At 44.2% G+C, this 17,569-nt stretch carries 21 protein-coding genes and 1 pseudogene; 16 read left to right on the top strand and 6 right to left on the bottom strand.

Annotated features, from left to right (window positions below):
• Window positions 1-56 precede the first annotated feature (56 nt).
• From ACQ86K_RS12620 to ACQ86K_RS12595, 6 genes are all read left to right on the top strand, one after another.
• Window positions 57-893, top strand: a complete 837-nt coding sequence (locus tag ACQ86K_RS12620; protein WP_091170574.1) for a sulfite exporter TauE/SafE family protein — start codon at window positions 57-59, stop codon at window positions 891-893.
• A complete protein-coding gene (locus ACQ86K_RS12615) occupies window positions 894-1,265 on the top strand; it encodes a DUF1634 domain-containing protein (protein WP_091170571.1) in 372 nt (123 codons plus the stop codon). It begins immediately after the preceding gene.
• A 385-nt stretch (window positions 1,266-1,650) separates the two neighbouring features.
• Entirely contained in the window at window positions 1,651-2,118 is a 468-nt protein-coding gene (locus tag ACQ86K_RS12610) for a thiamine pyrophosphate-binding protein (RefSeq protein ID WP_431200468.1), read from the top strand.
• Between the two features lie 32 nt (window positions 2,119-2,150).
• Window positions 2,151-3,389 carry a thiamine pyrophosphate-dependent enzyme gene (locus ACQ86K_RS12605; protein ID WP_431200467.1) on the top strand — a complete coding sequence of 413 codons (1,239 nt, stop codon included), beginning with the start codon at window positions 2,151-2,153 and terminating at the stop codon, window positions 3,387-3,389.
• A gap of 10 nt (window positions 3,390-3,399) precedes the next feature.
• Window positions 3,400-4,539, top strand: coding sequence for an MFS transporter (locus ACQ86K_RS12600; RefSeq protein ID WP_431200466.1), 1,140 nt, complete (start codon window positions 3,400-3,402; stop codon window positions 4,537-4,539).
• Window positions 4,540-4,685: 146 nt separating this feature from the next.
• A complete protein-coding gene (locus tag ACQ86K_RS12595) occupies window positions 4,686-6,146 on the top strand; it encodes a hypothetical protein (RefSeq protein WP_091170566.1) in 1,461 nt (486 codons plus the stop codon).
• Between the two features lie 307 nt (window positions 6,147-6,453).
• On the opposite strand, the gene ACQ86K_RS12590 is transcribed toward ACQ86K_RS12595, so the two are convergent.
• The 4 genes from ACQ86K_RS12590 to ACQ86K_RS12575 form a co-directional block, all read right to left on the bottom strand.
• Entirely contained in the window at window positions 6,454-7,500 is a 1,047-nt protein-coding gene (locus ACQ86K_RS12590) for a sensor histidine kinase (RefSeq protein WP_431200465.1), read from the bottom strand.
• The gene (locus ACQ86K_RS12585) at window positions 7,449-8,699 is read right to left on the bottom strand and encodes a hypothetical protein (RefSeq protein WP_431200464.1); all 1,251 of its coding nucleotides are present in this window, start codon (window positions 8,697-8,699) and stop codon (window positions 7,449-7,451) included. The genes ACQ86K_RS12590 and ACQ86K_RS12585 overlap by 52 nt, the downstream gene beginning before the upstream one ends.
• Window positions 8,700-8,876: 177 nt before the next feature.
• Window positions 8,877-9,605, bottom strand: coding sequence for a hypothetical protein (locus tag ACQ86K_RS12580; RefSeq protein WP_091170560.1), 729 nt, complete (start codon window positions 9,603-9,605; stop codon window positions 8,877-8,879).
• Window positions 9,606-9,757: 152 nt separating this feature from the next.
• A complete protein-coding gene (locus ACQ86K_RS12575) occupies window positions 9,758-10,078 on the bottom strand; it encodes a hypothetical protein (RefSeq protein WP_091170556.1) in 321 nt (106 codons plus the stop codon).
• 796 nt (window positions 10,079-10,874) lie between these two features.
• On the opposite strand from ACQ86K_RS12575, the gene ACQ86K_RS12570 reads away from it, so the two are divergent.
• Genes ACQ86K_RS12570 through ACQ86K_RS12560 form a run of 3 tightly spaced genes read left to right on the top strand, consistent with a single transcriptional unit; the run spans window position 10,875 to window position 12,060 of the window.
• On the top strand, window positions 10,875-11,243 hold the full coding sequence (locus tag ACQ86K_RS12570) for an ArsR/SmtB family transcription factor (protein ID WP_157526583.1): 369 nt from the start codon (window positions 10,875-10,877) through the stop codon (window positions 11,241-11,243).
• The gene (merTP, locus tag ACQ86K_RS12565) at window positions 11,240-11,842 is read left to right on the top strand and encodes a mercuric transport protein MerTP (RefSeq protein ID WP_157526365.1); all 603 of its coding nucleotides are present in this window, start codon (window positions 11,240-11,242) and stop codon (window positions 11,840-11,842) included. Before ACQ86K_RS12570 ends, merTP begins: the two co-directional genes overlap by 4 nt.
• A gap of 2 nt (window positions 11,843-11,844) precedes the next feature.
• A complete protein-coding gene (locus ACQ86K_RS12560) occupies window positions 11,845-12,060 on the top strand; it encodes a GDCCVxC domain-containing (seleno)protein (protein WP_166584882.1) in 216 nt (71 codons plus the stop codon).
• Window positions 12,061-12,066: 6 nt separating this feature from the next.
• On the opposite strand, the gene ACQ86K_RS12555 is transcribed toward ACQ86K_RS12560, so the two are convergent.
• Window positions 12,067-12,474, bottom strand: coding sequence for a bleomycin resistance protein (locus ACQ86K_RS12555; RefSeq protein WP_431200463.1), 408 nt, complete (start codon window positions 12,472-12,474; stop codon window positions 12,067-12,069).
• A gap of 3 nt (window positions 12,475-12,477) precedes the next feature.
• A complete protein-coding gene (locus ACQ86K_RS12550; protein WP_157526369.1) occupies window positions 12,478-13,101 on the bottom strand; it encodes an ankyrin repeat domain-containing protein in 624 nt (207 codons plus the stop codon).
• Between the two features lie 85 nt (window positions 13,102-13,186).
• Between ACQ86K_RS12550 and ACQ86K_RS12545 the strand changes: the two are divergent.
• The 7 genes and pseudogenes from ACQ86K_RS12545 to ACQ86K_RS12515 all read left to right on the top strand — a co-directional run bounded on the left by ACQ86K_RS12545 (window position 13,187) and on the right by ACQ86K_RS12515 (window position 17,568).
• A pseudogene (locus ACQ86K_RS12545) lies at window positions 13,187-13,499 on the top strand (ArsR/SmtB family transcription factor).
• A 70-nt stretch (window positions 13,500-13,569) separates the two neighbouring features.
• Window positions 13,570-14,142: a DUF6428 family protein gene (locus ACQ86K_RS12540; RefSeq protein ID WP_157526373.1), complete on the top strand. Its 573-nt coding sequence runs from the start codon at window positions 13,570-13,572 to the stop codon at window positions 14,140-14,142.
• A gap of 10 nt (window positions 14,143-14,152) precedes the next feature.
• Entirely contained in the window at window positions 14,153-14,578 is a 426-nt protein-coding gene (arsN2, locus tag ACQ86K_RS12535; RefSeq protein ID WP_157526375.1) for an arsenic resistance N-acetyltransferase ArsN2, read from the top strand.
• On the top strand, window positions 14,575-14,997 hold the full coding sequence (locus ACQ86K_RS12530) for an arsenate reductase ArsC (RefSeq protein WP_157526377.1): 423 nt from the start codon (window positions 14,575-14,577) through the stop codon (window positions 14,995-14,997). Before arsN2 ends, ACQ86K_RS12530 begins: the two co-directional genes overlap by 4 nt.
• A 63-nt stretch (window positions 14,998-15,060) precedes the next feature.
• Window positions 15,061-15,687, top strand: coding sequence for a hypothetical protein (locus tag ACQ86K_RS12525; protein ID WP_157526379.1), 627 nt, complete (start codon window positions 15,061-15,063; stop codon window positions 15,685-15,687).
• A gap of 43 nt (window positions 15,688-15,730) precedes the next feature.
• Entirely contained in the window at window positions 15,731-16,813 is a 1,083-nt protein-coding gene (gene arsB, locus ACQ86K_RS12520) for an ACR3 family arsenite efflux transporter (protein ID WP_157526381.1), read from the top strand.
• Complete coding sequence (locus ACQ86K_RS12515; RefSeq protein WP_157526383.1) at window positions 16,810-17,568, top strand: metallophosphoesterase family protein; 759 nt, start codon at window positions 16,810-16,812, stop codon at window positions 17,566-17,568. The genes arsB and ACQ86K_RS12515 overlap by 4 nt, the downstream gene beginning before the upstream one ends.
• Window position 17,569 lies beyond the last annotated feature (1 nt).

The raw sequence follows: 17,569 nt of genomic DNA, 5'->3' as shown, positions 1-17,569 counted from the left end.
GATTGCACACCGTGCAAGGCTTCTCTATTTACAAACGGCAATCACCTATTTAACCGATGACGCTAATTGCATTTACTTTTTTCATATTAGCCGGAGCTTACCTGGCAGGCTTAATAGGTTCGATGACAGGGTTGGGTGGTGGCTTTATTGTTATTCCGTTATTGACTTTACTGCTGCATGTCAACATTCATTACGCAGTTGGGGCATCTCTGATCTCTGTCATTGCTACTTCTTCCGGTGCAGGCGCTGCTCACGTTAAAGACAGCCTTTCTAACTTTCGCCTTCCTATGTTTTTAGAAGTTTCAACAACGCTTGGGGCGATCGTGGGTGCTTTATACGCAGCCCTCGTCCCGGCACATTTAATACCCGTCATGATCGGAGCTATCCTGATTTTTTCCTCAGTCATGTCACTACGCAAGAAAAACGATAACCCATCAAAACAGGTATCTAAATTAGGTGAGCGCCTGAAGCTGAACGGTACTTATAACAATGGTTCACAGGTCATTCCTTATAAGGTCAGGCATATTACAGGCGGCTTCATCGCCATGTTCTTTGCCGGCGTTATTTCCGGTTTGCTGGGCATCGGGTCGGGAGCATTAAAAGTTTTCGCCATGGACACCGTAATGAATATTCCATTTAAAGTTTCCACAAGCACCAGCAGCTTTATGATTGGCGTAACTGCTGCCGCCGGCGCAGTGATCTACTTCCAGCACGGCTACATTGATCCTGTAATCGCAGTGCCTGTCGCAACGGGGGTAGTCTTCGGGGCACTGACAGGTGCCAAGCTGCTGACAAAAATTAATTCACCGCAGATCCTGCGCCTGCTGTTTGCAATTGTCGTTTCCCTGCTTGCGGTTCAAATGATCTATAACGGCCTTAAAGCGCATCATTAAATGGATAAGTTCAATAAAAACAACATCAACCAGCTGATTGGCGGCGCCCTTCGGTTGGGTGTCTTCCTGTCATTGATTTTTATGGTTGCAGGCGGCATAGGATATTTATCCAGCCGCAGTGAAGAACCTGCCGCATTCAGCGCCTTCCGTGTAAGCAGGCTATCATTTCCAGCGGTCTTCCAGGGGCTTTTGTCCTTCCAAAGCACCGCCATCATTAACTTTGGCATCATGTTGCTTATCGCTACCCCCGTGATGAGGGTGGTGCTCGCCTTACTGAGCTTTGTATTAGCTAAAGATTCCCTCTACACCGTGATCACCATCCTGGTGTTGCTCATCATATTATTCAGTATCATTAGCGGGCATAGCTCCTGAAGACTAATTCCCGCAAGTTTAACATACATAGCAAATGGCAAGACCTTATCCCACGGTACAATCCACCTGATGCTCCGGCAAGAACTTTTCTTTAGTCCTGTTCATTATTTTGTCAGCGATACTTGGTCATTAACCGTTTTTTAAGCGTTCGCCAGCTATTATCTGAACGAGATCTACAGCAGATTCCTTTAATCGCCGCCTATTATCGGCATTTCAATCACAACTGCCTAAACTTCGATATATCGCTACCTTCATTTTCTCGAATTTGAATTAAATAATTGAATATCAATTAATTATTAACTGGCACTACATTCCCTATCTCCTTGTTGATGATGGACGGAAGACATCCGGCCAGGATTCACCTAACAATTAAACAAAGCAACAAATGACAAAGAACGTATCACAACAACTTGTTGAGCTTTTGGTTAAAGCGGGCATTAAGCGTATCTATTCTGTTACCGGGGATAGCTTAAACGAGTTTAATAACGCAGTCCGGAAAGATGGGAACATTCAATGGATCCACGTGCGGCACGAGGAGGCGGGTGCTTTCGCGGCCGCTGCGGATGCAGAACTTACAGGCCTGGCCTGCTGTGCGGGAAGCAGCGGCCCCGGGCATGTCCATTTAGTAAATGGGTTGTATGACGCGCACCGTTCGGGCGTGCCGGTACTTGCTATTGTATCAACCTGCGCCACCGGGGAGTTCGGCTCAGGCTATTTTCAGGAAACCAACACGACCAGGCTATTTGACGATTGCAGTCATTATAACCAGATCGCTAATACTGCCCATCAGCTTCCCCGAATGGCACAGGCAGCTATTCAGCATGCCATACAAAAAAAGGAGTTGCCGTTTTAGGGCTTCCAGGAGACGTGGCGGGATTACCGGCCGTGGATAACATATCCGCTGACAGGAATTACTTTACGACGGCGACTATTCAACCGTCAGCAGAAGAAATTCAGGAGTTAGCCGAACTGATCAATTCCCATCAAAAGATTTGTATTTTCTGCGGCATTGGTGCCGCCGGAGCCCATAAAGAAGTTGTTGAGCTATCGTCATTCTTACAAGCGCCGGTTGGTTATTCCTTCCGTGGAAAGATGAGTATCGCTCACAACAATCCTAATGAGGTTGGTATGTCCGGGCTTCTGGGTTTACCAGCCGCATACCACAGCATGCACGAAAGTGATCTGATCCTGCTACTGGGAACTGATTTTCCTTACGTTCCGTTTATTCCCCAGGATAAGACGCTGGTGCAAGTTGACCTTCAGCCGGAGCGCTTGGGACGACGGGCGAAATTAGACATAGGGCTTTGGGGGGATGTGAAGGCTACCATAACAGCTTTGATGCCCCTCCTCGAAAGAAAAACAGATAATAGTTTCCTGAAAGCCCAGTTGCAAGTACATGAAAAGGTAAAAGACCACCTACTGATTTATGTAAATGACAAGGGCAAAACGGACGCTATACATCCGGAAGCAGTGGCCTTCATTATGGACAAACTCGCAACGGATGATGCGGTGTTCACTGTCGATACAGGTATGTGCTGCGTATGGGGCGCGCGCTACATTACCGCCAACGGAAAGCGAAAATTGATTGGATCGTTTACACATGGTTCGATGGCAAACGCAATGCCACAGGCTATCGGCGCTGCGCTGGCATTTCCAGGCCGGCAGATAGTCGCCATGTGCGGTGATGGTGGTATTTCCATGTTACTTGGCGATCTGGCAACCATTAAACAGTACAATCTCAATATAAAAATCATCGTCTTCAACAACCGGTCACTTGGCATGGTGAAACTTGAGATGGAAGTTGCCGGAATTATGGATTATCAAACCGACATGGAAAATCCCGACTTCGCTATGGTTGCTGAGGCCACCGGCATTAAAGGAATTACTATTCATGATCCGGGACAGCTGGAAAGTTCGATGACCCAGGCTATGGCACATCAGGGCCCGGTATTGGTGAACGTTTTTACGGATCCCAATGCATTAGCCATGCCGCCAAAACTAAACTTCAAAATGGTAAAAGGCATGTCCCTGTATATGGGCAAAATGATGCTTGGGGGAAAATTTGAAGAAGTGATCGACACGCTGAGGGCCAATTACAAGCATCTGGAAGACCTGAACAATTAACACGAAGGACATGAAAAACATAACATCGCCGGCAGCTAATCCCACTATGAGCCGTATGTTCCGGGACCGCGCATTTATTATAGCCTGGGTTTTCGGATTGATTTTCTATTTTCTGGAGTATGTCATTCGGTCGGCACCGGCTGTAATGATCAGCCAGTTAAGCACACTTTTTAAGGTAAACGCTTTGGGTGTAAGTGGCATCTTAGGTACTTATTATTATACCTATTCTGTTACCAGCTTAATAGCAGGAATGTCTTTAGACCGTTTCGGCGCACGCTACCCTATCGCTATTGGCACCGGTATATTGTTCTTAGGCTGCCTGGCTTTTGCTGCACCGTCTGCAGCCATGGGCGATTTTGGCCGTTTACTTCAGGGAGCAGGTTCTGCATTTGCCTTTACCGGATGTGTTTATCTCGCTGCCCATGGATTCGCCCCCTGTTATCTGGCCACAGCAATTGGGGTAACCCAATGTATTGGTATGCTTGGCGGATCGGCAGGTCAGTTCGTGACCGGTCCCTTATTGAGGTCAGGTTTGCCTGTTACCGTATTCTGGGTTGGGATAGGCATTGCCTGCGGTATAGTCACACTAATGCTTTTCCTGAGTACGCCTGCAGAAAATAAGCGTAACCAGCAACAAAACACTCTTTCGGGCATACTCGTTCCTTACCGAGTTGTTTTTTCCAATCCTCAATCCTATTTGAGCGGACTTATTTCAGGGTTGTTGTTTGCTCCTACCACGATTTTTGCCATGACCTGGGGAGTTACTTTCCTGCAACATGACCGAGGTTTTTCCTATAGTTTGGCAGTAATTACCTGCTCCATGGTGCCGCTCGGCTGGGTGATTGGCGCCCCCCTACTCGGTTGGTTTTCTGATCTCCTTGGTAGGAGAAAGCCTGTATTATCTTTGTGCATCATATTGATGGTTATCTGCCTAATACAATTTACCTACTTTCCAGGCCTGATCTCTGCTTTTGTCACAATGCTCATATTCGGCATAGCCTCTGGAACGGCTATGATCCCATATTCCATCATCAAGGAAGCCAACCCAGATAGTGTTAAAGGCAGTGCGACCGGCGGGATTAACTTCCTGACATTTGGTGTTACCGCTATACTGGGACCGGTGTTCGCACACTTTTTGGAAAAACCTTAACGACCGCGGCGGACCCGGCAGTTCATTTTAATGGGGCTGTTACTTTCCTGCTGGCAACTACCGGAATGGCATTTCTGATCAGTCTGATCATCAAAGAAACCGGTTCTGCCGCAAAGAAATGATATAAATATCTAAACGTTACGACGATGAAAACAAAACAATACATCAGAAAAATTTCATTTTCAGTAATTCTGGCTTTGACAATTGGCATAGCTTACGGGCAAGGCGGTTCGCCATCCTATACTGACGGGCTAACCATTAAGCTGGACAGCACGGGTCAAAAATATGTCAGGTTCCTGGTCTGGACAGACTTCAGGGCCCGATATTCAGAGTTGAATCCCGGTACTGCAGTAAACGGCATCGCTAAAGATAATATACTGGACTTCAGCGTTCGCCAATTCCGATTTGCATTATACAGCCAGTTAAGCCAGCGCTACCTGGTACTTGGAACTATTGGAATAGATAATCAAAGCTTCTCCAGCGGTGGTTCGGCAGGAGGCGGCAATACGGGAAACGGCGGCGCAACATTCAACGGAACTTTGGGCAAAAAGCCTTCCCTGTACGTGCATGAGTTATGGAATGAATATACCATTGTTCCAGACAATGATTTTGCAACGCATAAGCGTAACTTTGCCTCATTATACATTGGTACGGGCTTGCATTACTGGGTTGGTATCAGCCGCATGTCATCCTTAAGCTCATTCAACTTCCTGGCCATCGATGCGCCAATTTACAACTGGCCCCTGATCGATAATTCTGATCAGCTGGGACGCCAGGTGGGTATTTATCTTAAGGGTGTTATAGGGCCTGTTACCTACCGATGGGCGGTTAACAAGCCGTTTACTGTTATTACTCCCGCCGTCGCCTATGCTAAGCCCAATGCCCCTGAATTAAATTATGCGGTAGATAACAACGCAAACGGTAACCTGTCTACTACGGGATATGCAGCCTGGCAATTTTTTGATAAAGAAAACACCTTGGTTCCTTATACCACTGGAACCTATGTTGGTACAAAAAAGGTGCTGAATATCGGTGTCGGCTACTATTACACCGGCAAGGGTACCACCACGCAAGTAAACAATACAGCTACATCTCCGCTAATTAACCATAATATTAGCATTTGGGCGGCTGACGTATTTGCCGATCTACCCTTTGGCGGCAAGCGGCAAAACTGGGCATTTACCGGCTATAGTGTTTATTACCATGATGACTTCGGGCCAAATTACCTGAGAAACGGATCGATCATGAATGAAAATGTCGGACCGGCCCAAAACTATACCGGAGTTGTATCACAGGCCGGCTATGGTAACGTTGCTCCGATTATTGGTACAGGTTCATCATGGTTTACCCAGGTTGGCCTTTTATTGCCCAAAACGCTTTTAAAAACAGACGTTGTGCGTTTACAGCCATTTGCCGAATACAGCTTGCAGCAATTTGAAAGGTACGGCAGTTCAAAATTCACCTGGTGGAGTGCCGGCGGTAACGTTTACCTTGACGGCCATCATGCCAAAATCTCCTTTAAATATCAAACCAGACCTATCGTTGTTAATAATCAGCAAGCTTTTTCAAAGGGCAGTTATGTTATTGCAACGCAGGTATTTTTATAGAGTTAAGAAAGCAGGCTGCTAACATCAACCCAAAAAAGGAATTGGGGGCAAATCTATCAAACGGATATTTGTTTACCAAAAACAAATATCCGTTTCGTTTTTTATCCGTTGCATTCAATCCATCATGTGCTCTGGTAGGGGCAACAATATTTACATTCGGGCTTATGAGGCAATAGGTCGTCTTACTATTTGATCTGACGGATAATGACTGCTACAACCGCCTAAAGATACAATCCTAAAGATCAAGGCACCCGCATTTGACTATTCAGCGGTCATTAAGCAAGGACATTACCGGGCGCCTGTCTAATCAAACAATAGCTGCACCTGTTTCCATGTAACGATCTGAATCTGTTAGATTTTGATTCCTGAAAGATATGGTAATTTTAGTTCCATATTCAGCTTCGCAGCTGTAATCGGCGTGGATATCAGCACTTAAGCCACTAATCAGCTTAAGCCCCAGGGATTCAGTTCCATTTTGACATTGATTTTGCGGCATACCGATCCCGTTATCAATAATTTCGAGTTTAATCAAGCCATCATTTTCCGACATCAGAATGAAAACGTCGCCATTTCTATCACCGGGAAACGCATACTTAATGCAATTTGTAACGGCTTCATTCAGGATCAGCCCCAAAGGAATAGCGTGTGAGATACCCAGTTCGATCTTTTCCACATCAATGATAAAATGGATTTTCCCGAAGGTATCAAAACTGTCCTGAAGAGATTGCACCAACTCCGGAATGTAAAAGGCCATGTCAATAGTTTTAATTTCATCTGACTGGTAAAGTTTCTGATGAATTAACGACATGGCATAAATACGATGCTGGCTGCTTTCAATCGCTTTCAAGGCATCATTTTCTAAATACTGTGCCTGTGATTCCAGGAGGCAGATAACCGTGTGCAGGTTATTTTTAACGCGATGGTGAACTTCTTTCAGCAGCCATTCTTTGCTGGTAAGCAATTGCTGTAATAATTCATTTTTGTGTGTGATGATGGCATTTGCCGCTTTCTTCTGCTTGTAAATACGGTAGATCAGCGCACTGATGATCAGCATCACGATGATACCCCCCATGGTAAGGTTTTGAACCAGACCCGCATGTTTAAGTTTTGTTTGCTGCAGCAGCTCATTTTGTTGCAGCAGCTTTATCTGCTGATCCTTTTTTTCCGTTTCGTATTGCACTTGCTGTTTTTGGAACTCGACCGCCTTGCGCTCGTTGAAAATCGAATCCTGTATCTTATTGAAATGTATCAAATGCTGCACCGCCGACCGGTAATTACCTTTGGCCGTGTCAATCCTGAATTTTAGGGAATATAACGCCGACCGGTCGTAAGCAGTGCCGTTTTTGGCCAGCAATTCTTCACTTTTTTCATATAATCGGTTGCCTGACCAAATGATTGCGCCGCCAGGTAGAACTTGGACATGATGAAATTATCTTCAATCAGCTTAGCAACATTCAGCTTGTTTTTATATTTCAGGTCAATAGTCCTTAACGCTTCGGCATAAGGTCTGCCATTACCGATTTGATTTAATTTCGTATATATTTTCACAAATAATTCATTGGTTATCCTCGAAAGATCCATATCGTTTTTCGGCGCCGGGTATTTTCCCAAAACTTGTTGCAAAATCCGCTTTGCGGCGATCGGCTGTTCGGTATTGAGGTAGCTGTTTGCGATGTTAACACATAGAAAATAGATGGTATTAACATCGTTGTATGTTTCCGCAGTTTTAAGCGCCTTGACAAAATAGAATGTTGAATTTTTATAATCATGTTTCCTGTAAAATATCAAACCCAGGTGATTATTAATGGCGCACAATTGCATAGTGGTGTCTTTGTCCAGCTCTGCCGTTTTCAGCGCAAGTAATGCATAGGACAGCGCCTTTTGCAGATTGGTATCATACAAATAAGCAACAGCAATCAGATCATATACTTCCTGTACCGCCTGATAATGGATAGATTTGTAAAGTGCCAGTGATTTCAGAAGTTTTTCTAAAGTGGTTTGCACAGCGTTGTCATACTCACCCAGACGCTTATATCCGTACGCCTGCCTTTCGACATTATTCGTCATTTTAAATGCCTCAATCCCTTTCGTGTATAGATCCAGGACCTTACTGCTGCCCGAATCATCGTAAGGATTATAATAAGTGGCACGTTGGTAATAAGCCTGCCCCAGGTGGTAATAGTTTTTAGCATCACTCAACAACTGGATGGCTTTATCGTTTAAAACCTTTGCTATTTCCTCTTGTTTGATTTTCCTTGCCAGATACGACTCTACCAAAGAAGTGTATCCGTAGGCCGTAATGGATTTAATTTTTGTATTCATGCGTTTCGCCTGGTCAATAAACAACCGCGCGCTGTCCAGGTCTGTCTTCAATTGACCTTTTTTGAATATATTGAATTCTGCAAGGGTTAATAAAGCATGGATATGCGCGGTATCTGTAACCTTTTGCTGGACTATTTTTAGCAGTTGGTCTGCTTGTTGCCTTTTGATCTCCTGGCCCCTGCACAAAAAGATCGTTCCAACCAGGATAAATAGCAGTATAGGTTTTCTCATAATCTGATTATAAATTGATTAGCTAAAATGTTTAAAAGTTCAATTTTCATGCTTTCTCGGGATGAGATGATGACTTTAAGTTCATATTCATCAATACGATATGTTTGGATCTACAACAATCTCCGGGCTTAGCGCAATTCATCGTTTTCAGATCAAACTGCTGATGCCCTCAATCAATCATTTATCATGGAGCCGCTTTGTTAACCTGCCTTCGTCGATTACCAGGCTTTCCCCGGTGGCAAACGGGTGCTTTATGAGATAAATCAGCGCGAGCGCCACATCCCCCGGTTCCCGGAAGCTGCCGAAGAATCGAACATCATTGACCGCTGTAATTCTGGTTGGGCGTTCCGTAATTGTACGGTAGTAAGACTCCTGGCGAGGCAAACCTACTGTAACGCAGTTCAAGCGAACAGGCGCTAATGGAACTGCCATTGCCTTCGTATAATCGGGTAATATATCTTTAATACAGGGATCCGGCGATTGATTAACTGAGCAAATGGTAATCGAACAACCGGGTCCCATGAGCGGTAAAGCATACTTAATAGCAGCAGATATACTGATAAAACAGGTTGTAATAAAATGCCGCTCTGCCACTTCCGGCAATACATCCGATCCAATGGGAATCATATGCTCGGGGAGAACTATGACCATGTGATCTAAAGAAGCCCGGTTAATGAATAATTCCTTATAACAATCATCACACCCCAGTTCGCTCTCCTTCATATTACGGCCAAATGGCAGAACGAATTTGTTTTTTAATACCGGGCTTAACTTCCTGCAAACCGCTGTTACAAGCGCCCCTTCTGCTGCTGCAAGTATCGCAGTAGCCTGTCCGATAAGAGATTCAGCTCCTATGACAACGACATTTTTACGTTTTAAGGACCGATGATAACTATGATCTTTCATTTCATTTCAGTTGGCCAGACATTACACAGGGAAAGGTCTGCTTAAGGCTATTCACGATACTCTGGCATTTAAACAGGCATCATGACCAACAAACATTCGATCTCAATGCCAACGGTAAGGCGCCTTCGTTTTCGCAACACGCTTCTGATGAATCAGGTCGGTTGGCAAATCAATGCCGCGGAAAGCTTTGACCAGAGGTGAATCGAAAGGCCATTCGTAAAAGTATTGAATGCGATCATGAGAATGCCTTTCAGCCCATTGTGCATCGAAGCTATCGCATAAATAACGCAGCCCCGATCATTTACAGCTTCCCTTTCAAAAAGATGCGTTTCTACAATCTCGAAGTCGTCTGGATTTAGCAGTTCCCTATTCTGGACACAAAGCAAGTTTTCACTTTTAAGGACGTAGTCAAATTCATAGCCTTTCTTTTGCAGATCTATTATTGCCTCTTCCTTGTTACTGTAATTATTCATAATGGTGAAAATGTGAGTGAATGCATTGTCAAAGCTGCCCGTGCTGCATCATTCAAAACATTCAATCCCTATGCCATCAGAAAAACAAACTGACTATCAATACATTACCACTTTAAAAAAACAGCTCGGCTTGCTTCATTTCGCTTATTCTAAAATAATTAACCAAATATCAATAAACCGTATCTGGGAGAGCATGCACTAAGTGTTGTCATCTTCGTGCCTAATAGATCAATGGTTTGTGTTGATACTAGCGCACAGTCTATTTTAAAATTTATTTTGGATAAATTATGATTGACATCCTTACCGGGTAATTGCCAGGGCACCATTTCTAATTTCAAACAAGATACAGTTGGGACATTGCAACTCTAAGAGCGTACCACGCCAGCCTCTTCAAAAAGCGATTTCGAAATTAAAAAGACGGTAAGCGACTGTAAAAATGTGCTTAGCCTTAGTCAAGGCTCCACACATAACATCAAAACTGAGCACCTAAGTTAAAAACTTAAATTAGGTGCTTAGAAGTTGACGTTTCTTGAGGGTTATTGAGGGGTAATTAATAAAAAAACCCTTAAATAAGCTATTTAAGGGGTTTGTAGGTGTAGAGATTGTCTACTCAGTGCGCCCACCTGGGCTCGAACCTATTTCCTTAAATCACTGTATTTCAATGATTTGCCTTTATTCTTGTTGTTTAAGGTAGTTACATAGGTAACACGCCCTATTGACTAAACAAATATACAAAAAACCATTAAATTACGTCAAATATATTTAAGCAGTTGCTTAAATGCTTATCTTTGACCCAATGGATAATTGCACCCGGATATTTGCAGACAGCAGGCAGATCAATATCTGCCGTAATGTGGTAAAAGAACATCAGCAGGCTTTTACGGATCTTTCACAAGTGGTGGCGTTAGCAGGTAATGAAGTTCGTTTGAAGATCTTATTCCTGTTGACACAAGAGAAGGAATTATGCCCCTGCGATCTGAGCGACATACTTGACATGACGATCCCGGCAGTGTCGCAGCACCTCCGCAAATTGAAGGATGGTGGCGTTATCCGATCACGCAAGTCGGGACAAACCGTTTTCTATTCAGTCGACCCTTCGCAGATTACCTTACTCCAACCATTCTTCCAGATTATACAAGAACCCTTAATCGAAGTCAGAGCGTGAAAAAAACAGATCATAAAGGCTGGATAGGTGGCTTGCTTGCTGCAATTGCCGGATCGCTTTGCTGTATCGCGCCTTTGTTATCCATCTTTGGCGGCTTAAGCAGCGCCGCTACTTATTTTAATTGGATAGCACCTTACCGGCCTTATCTGATCGGTATAACGATACTGGTATTCGCTTTTGCCTGGTACGAGCAATTGGTGTTTACGCCTATAAAAGAAAAAGACTGCTGCACACCAGCCAACCGTTCCTTTTGGCAATCTAAAAAGTTCCTGTTGATCGTTACCCTGTTCGCAGCGGTACTGACGGCCTTCCCTTATTATTTCCCAATGATCTATAAAGTGACCCCGAAGACAAAATTTGTTGATTTGCAAGGTAACTTAAAGTCCATTCGTATAGATATTAAAGGTATGGGTTGCGCGGATTGCACTAAACATATTGACGGTTCATTAATGGGCCTATACGGTGTGACGTCATCGAATACATCGTTTGAAAAAGCGCAAACTATTGTGCGATACGATCCGGCCAAAACCAATGCAGATAGTATCGATCATAAAATCAAAGCAATAGGCTATCAGCCAACGCTCATCAAAAACAATTAAATATGGCTGCTACCATCCAACTCAATTCGGTAATTATGTGTCCTAACTGTGGCTTTCAAAAAGAAGAAGAAATGCCGACAGATGCCTGTCAGTATTTTTACGAATGTGAAAGCTGTAAAGCCCGACTAAAGCCGCTGGCTGGTGATTGCTGTGTTTTTTGCAGCTATGGAACCGTAAAATGCCCGCCTATACAGCAAGGTACTTCCTGCTGCGGCTAAGTTAGTTTACGATCTCAAAAAAGTGATCAGGTTACCATGCAGGTCAAGTGTGGGAAAATCACGGTTGCCCCAGGGCTGATCTTCTACTACTGTTTCGGCGTTATAGATTACGCCACTGGCTTTCATCTCCTCGTAAAGTTCATCGATCCCGGTTACTTCTATTCGGCAACTAGCAGTGCCTGCCAAAAAACTTTCCGCACCGGTACTGACGGGCCGTAAAACGAGCCAGAACTTATATCGCCAATCGTGGTCGCAAGCCGCCCAAAGGTGTATATCTAAACCATCACGCGTTAAAATAGCAAAGCGATCTTCTTGATGCCGCGCTTTAAAACCCATTTTACCTTCATAGAAAGCTACAGCTTCGGGAATGTTTACCACAGGTAAAGCCGGGATGCTTCCTTTTAATTTTGTCATCGTTTAAACCGCCGCTAAAGTATTAACATAAGCTATTGTATCCGCATCCAGTTTTGTTTTATCCGCACCCGCTTTCAACAGCAGTTGAATGCAATTGATCTGATGGTACTGGTTACCATTGTCACCGGAAGTTAATGTGTGTACTGCCCAGCCTATCGGTGTGGAGTTGAAGGTGATATCGGGTTGATCAATATTTGCTCCTTTTGCAATTAATACTTCAACTAATTGATCCCTTCCGCAAAAAGCCGCCCAATGCAAGGCCGTGGCCCCGTCATGATCGGTGTAAGAAAAATCCGCACCCTGCTCAATGTAGAATATTCCTAATTTCTCCGCGTGGAGGCTTGCTGCCGCGAGCAATGGGGTGTTGTTATCGCCTTTTGATTGATAACCATTAATGTCAGCATTAAACTCAAGTAAGATTTTTGCTATTTCAATAGCTTTTTCTTCAGTAATGATCTTAGCAAAAACCAAATCACATAGCCGATGCAAAGGATGGCCTTTCATCTCCGGCTGAGCATCGCTGCACGGAATACCCCCATTAGCCAGGCTTGGGTCGCCCTCAAGTACCGTTCTCAACGACACAAGATCCACCTGGTTAACTAATTTATATAATTCGCTGGCTTGCATTTTATATCATTATCCCAAAGCTAATTAAATTTTGATAATTTGTTTCTTGCTATTGAATATTAATCGTAATATTGCAATATAAACAATGGGCTTAACAAAAACAGAAATATTCACCGACGAGACAAAACAGGTTAGCTGTGATGCTGAAAGCCATTGCGCATCCTGCACGTATCGCTATTTTACAGGAGATCATTAAATCGAATACCTGTATCTGCGGCGACCTGGTGGATGAACTGGGTTTAGCGCAGCCGACCATTTCACAGCATTTAAAAGAACTGAAGAACGCCGGTTTGATACAAGGCACCATTGAAGGCGTTAGCGTTTGTTACTGTATTAATCCACCGGTTTGGAACGAGCTAAAAGAACAGATGGGCAGTTTTTTTCCGCCTTTGATGTGAAAGCGACCTGCTGTTAAAAAAATTTGAATACATCCATCGTAATATTACAATATTAAATAAATAGAAAGCCATGAATAAAGCAGAAGCGATTAACTGGAAAACCTTTAAAGATACCTTATTACAGCATCCTGATCTTGACCTGCAATTTCAATACGCAGAAGGCAAATTAGTTGATGCGGCCTACCATATCACCGAAATTAAGCAAGCGCCGATTACATCCGTTGACTGTGGTGGTGTAATGAATGCCTGGACAGAGATCATCGTCCAGCTATGGGTTCCTGAAGGCGAGCAACAGCTACGCTCCATGAAAGTTGCTAAGGCCTTATCAATCGTTGATATTGTTGAAAAAATGCTGCCGCTTAATCCGAACGGTACGGTGAAGATTGAATTCGGCAATTCCGAATTTGATACCCGCCAGATGTTTCCTAATGAAATGATCATTGATGGCAACGCTTTAACAGTTGACCTGCGCCCAGATGCAGTACAATGCAAAGCAATAAGCCGTGGTGGCAGTTGTGGTACGAACGATAACGGTGAAGAATGCTGTGCACCTGCCGTTGCCGAAAAACCGAAAATACAATTAGTGAACCTCGCTGCTGCTCCTGCTGAAGCTTGCTGCACACCAGGTGGCGGCTGCTGCTAATAAATTAAAGATGATACTCGACGAGGCCCAACCCTATAAAGATAAAGTGATCGAACTGCTGGCAGCTGAAAATCTGCCAGTAGCAGATCTGCCAAAAACACTCGACAACTTTATCGTAGCCATTCAAGATGGTTCAGTCGTAGGAGTTGGTGGCGTTGAAGTTTACGGGAAGTTCGGCTTGCTTCGGTCTTTAGCCACCCAATCAGACTATCGCGGAACAGGGATAGCAGCCAAAGTGCTGGCACGGCTGGATAAAGTGAGTAAACTTAAAGGCTTATCGGCTTTGTACCTCTTAACGGAAACCGCGCCTGATTACTTTGAACGGAAAGGCTTTGTTCGAATAACGAGGGTCGAAGTGCCCCAAGAAATACAGCAATCAACTGAATTTAGCCATGTTTGTCCGGTGTCGGCAATAGTGATGAAAAAAACATTATGAGCAAGAAAAATATATTAGTGCTTTGCACCGGTAACAGCTGCCGCAGTCAGTTAGCTGAAGGTTACCTTCGTTACTTTGCAGGCGATAAAGCCAACGTTTACAGTGCGGGTATCGAAACACATGGTGTCAATCCCAAAGCTGTGCAAGTAATGGCTGAGGATCATATCGATATTTCCGGGCATACCTCTAATCACGTGGATGAGTATCAGGCTATCTCATTCGATCAGGTGATCACCGTTTGTGATAATGCGAACGAAGCTTGTCCGTTCTTTCCCGGCAAGGTAGAACGTTTCCATGAGAATTTTCCTGATCCGGCCAAAGCAACCGGCACACCCGAACAAGTAATAAATGAGTTTCGCCGTGTGAGGGATATGATCAAAGTTTATGCTGCTGACTTTGTAAATGAACACGTTAACTAACTGTTTTTTTAACCAATTCTATCGTTAAATAGCAATAAACCAATTAATCTTAAAAACTAAATCATGAAACAATTTTCCTTTGTATTTTTAGCGGCTTTACTGGTAGTAAGTTCCGCTTTCGCCCCTGTGGGTGAACCTGTTTTTCCAGAACTGGCACAGTCATTCAAACTGCTCAAAAAGAGTAACGCTGTCACTTATGATCGTCAGGATGTACTTGGTGGCATACAACAGTTGGGAATAACGACCAGGGCCCGGAAACAGCCGGTGATCGTGGAATTTTTGGGCGATGACGGTTTTAGTGCGCCTGTAGCGATGGCGGTATTAAAAGCAGCACTGGCTTCTTACGGTATAAACGATGTTAAGATTGTCTTGGCAGGTTCGGCAACCTCTGCGAAAGTTGCACCCGCATTGGCAAAACTTGGCTTTAAAGTAAACGGCAATGAAATCAAATACAACGACCAGGGCGGTTCGGTAACATTAGAAACTACAGCATCTAATCCGCAAGTTATTCACGTACTGGCGCAGGAAAGTTCGGCATCGCTGCTGGCCAGCAAAGATAAGTTTGCGGTGAAATTACAATATGCGCCATTGGCTGCGGATGCAACTGATGAACAATACGAGGCACAGGCTAAATTGGTGACCGCAGAAATGCTTTTTGCCGCTTCTAAATTCAAAGAAAACTGGAAATAATTAATATTCAATTCACATTAAAACCCGATATACGCAATCAATTATGTCAGCAAACAATTGTGCCCCGGTGGCCGAACGTAAAAAACTAAGTTTCCTCGATAGCTATCTAACGCTTTGGATATTCCTGGCCATGGCCATTGGGGTAGCCGTAGGTTATTTCATTCCCTCGTCGTCCACTTTCATCAATTCGTTTTCCAGCGGAACGACCAATATTCCTTTGGCTATTGGTCTCATCCTGATGATGTATCCGCCACTGGCAAAAGTGAAATACGAGAACATGGGCGAAGTGTTTAAAGACACCAAAGTATTGAGCGCATCACTTATCCTCAACTGGATCATTGGGCCGGTTCTTATGTTTGTTCTGGCTATCACTTTGCTGCGCGACCATCCTGCCTATATGGTTGGGTTGATCCTGATCGGCCTTGCCCGCTGTATTGCGATGGTGGTGGTTTGGAATGAACTAGCCGAAGGTAACCGTGAATATGCTGCTGGCCTTATCGCTTTAAACAGTATCTTCCAGGTGCTATTGTATAGCGTTTATGCGTACTTGTTTATTACGGTATTACCGCCATTGTTCGGCCTGAAAGGTTTGGCTGTGAATATTACAATTGGGGAGATCGCCAAAAGCGTCGGTATCTACCTGGGCATCCCTTTCGCTGCGGGTGTCATCAGCCGTTATACGCTGATCAAACTAAAAGGTGAAGAATGGTTCCAAACCAAATATGTGCCTTTTATCTCACCGATCACCCTGATTGCTTTGCTGTTCACCATCGTTGTGATGTTCAGTTTGAAAGGTAACCTGATCGTGCAGATCCCTTTTGATGTGCTTCGTATAGCATTACCGCTCGTGATCTACTTTACGATTATGTTCGTGCTGAGCTTTTTTATTGGCAAGTCGTTCGGTGCGGATTACTCGCGTTCTACATCTATCGCCTTTACGGCAACCGGCAATAACTTTGAACTGGCTATTGCCGTAGCCATCGGCGTGTTCGGTATCAATTCAGGTGAAGCTTTTGCTGGCGTGATCGGCCCGCTCGTTGAAGTACCTGCCCTGATCGCTTTAGTGAACCTGGCCTTTTACTTCCGTAAGAAATATTATAACAAACCATTATCTGTAGCTAAATGAAAATAGCCCTTTTCTCTGATATACACGCCAACCTGCCTGCGCTGGAGGCGTTCTTTGCCGACGTAGAAAAACAACAACCTGATGCCATTTATTGCCTCGGTGATTTGGTAGGTTATAATATCTGGCCAAACGAAGTGATCGATGAAATACGTAAGCGTAATATTCCGTGCATAACCGGTAATTACGACTTTGGTATCGGCAGACATAGCGATGATTGTGGCTGCGCCTATAAAACAGACGAGGAGAAGGCTTTAGGTAAAGTATCAATCGCTTATACCAACGAAGTTATAAAAGATGAACAGCGCGCTTATTTGCGTACACTGCCAGCACATATCAGGTTAGAATACCAACTGAATGGCGACAAGCTTAATGTAATGTTCGTACATGGCAGTCCCCGTAAAGTGAACGAGTACTTGTTTGAAGACCGGGACGAAAAGAGCATGCTGCGCATTATGGAAACTGCGGATGCGGACGTGCTATGCTTTGGCCATACCCATCAGCCATACCACCGAATACTGACAGCGAATGACCAGTTTTATCACGCTATCAATATCGGTTCCGTAGGTAAGCCGAAAGATAAAGACCCGCGTGGCGGTTATGTGTTATTGCATATCAACGAGCATAGTTCTAAAACAACTAAGGATAGCATCCAGGTTGAGTTTATCCGCTTTGATTATGATATTGAAAAAGCAGCGAAAGCGGTTGAGGATAGCCCCCTACCTAACGAGTACGCAGACATGTTAAAGAACGGTTAAG

It is taken from the genome of Mucilaginibacter sp. P19, from assembly GCF_050632265.1.
Lineage (GTDB): Bacteria > Bacteroidota > Bacteroidia > Sphingobacteriales > Sphingobacteriaceae > Mucilaginibacter > Mucilaginibacter gossypii.
Note: the sequence above shows the minus strand (reverse complement) of the source record. Positions and strands in the feature narration are given on the sequence as shown.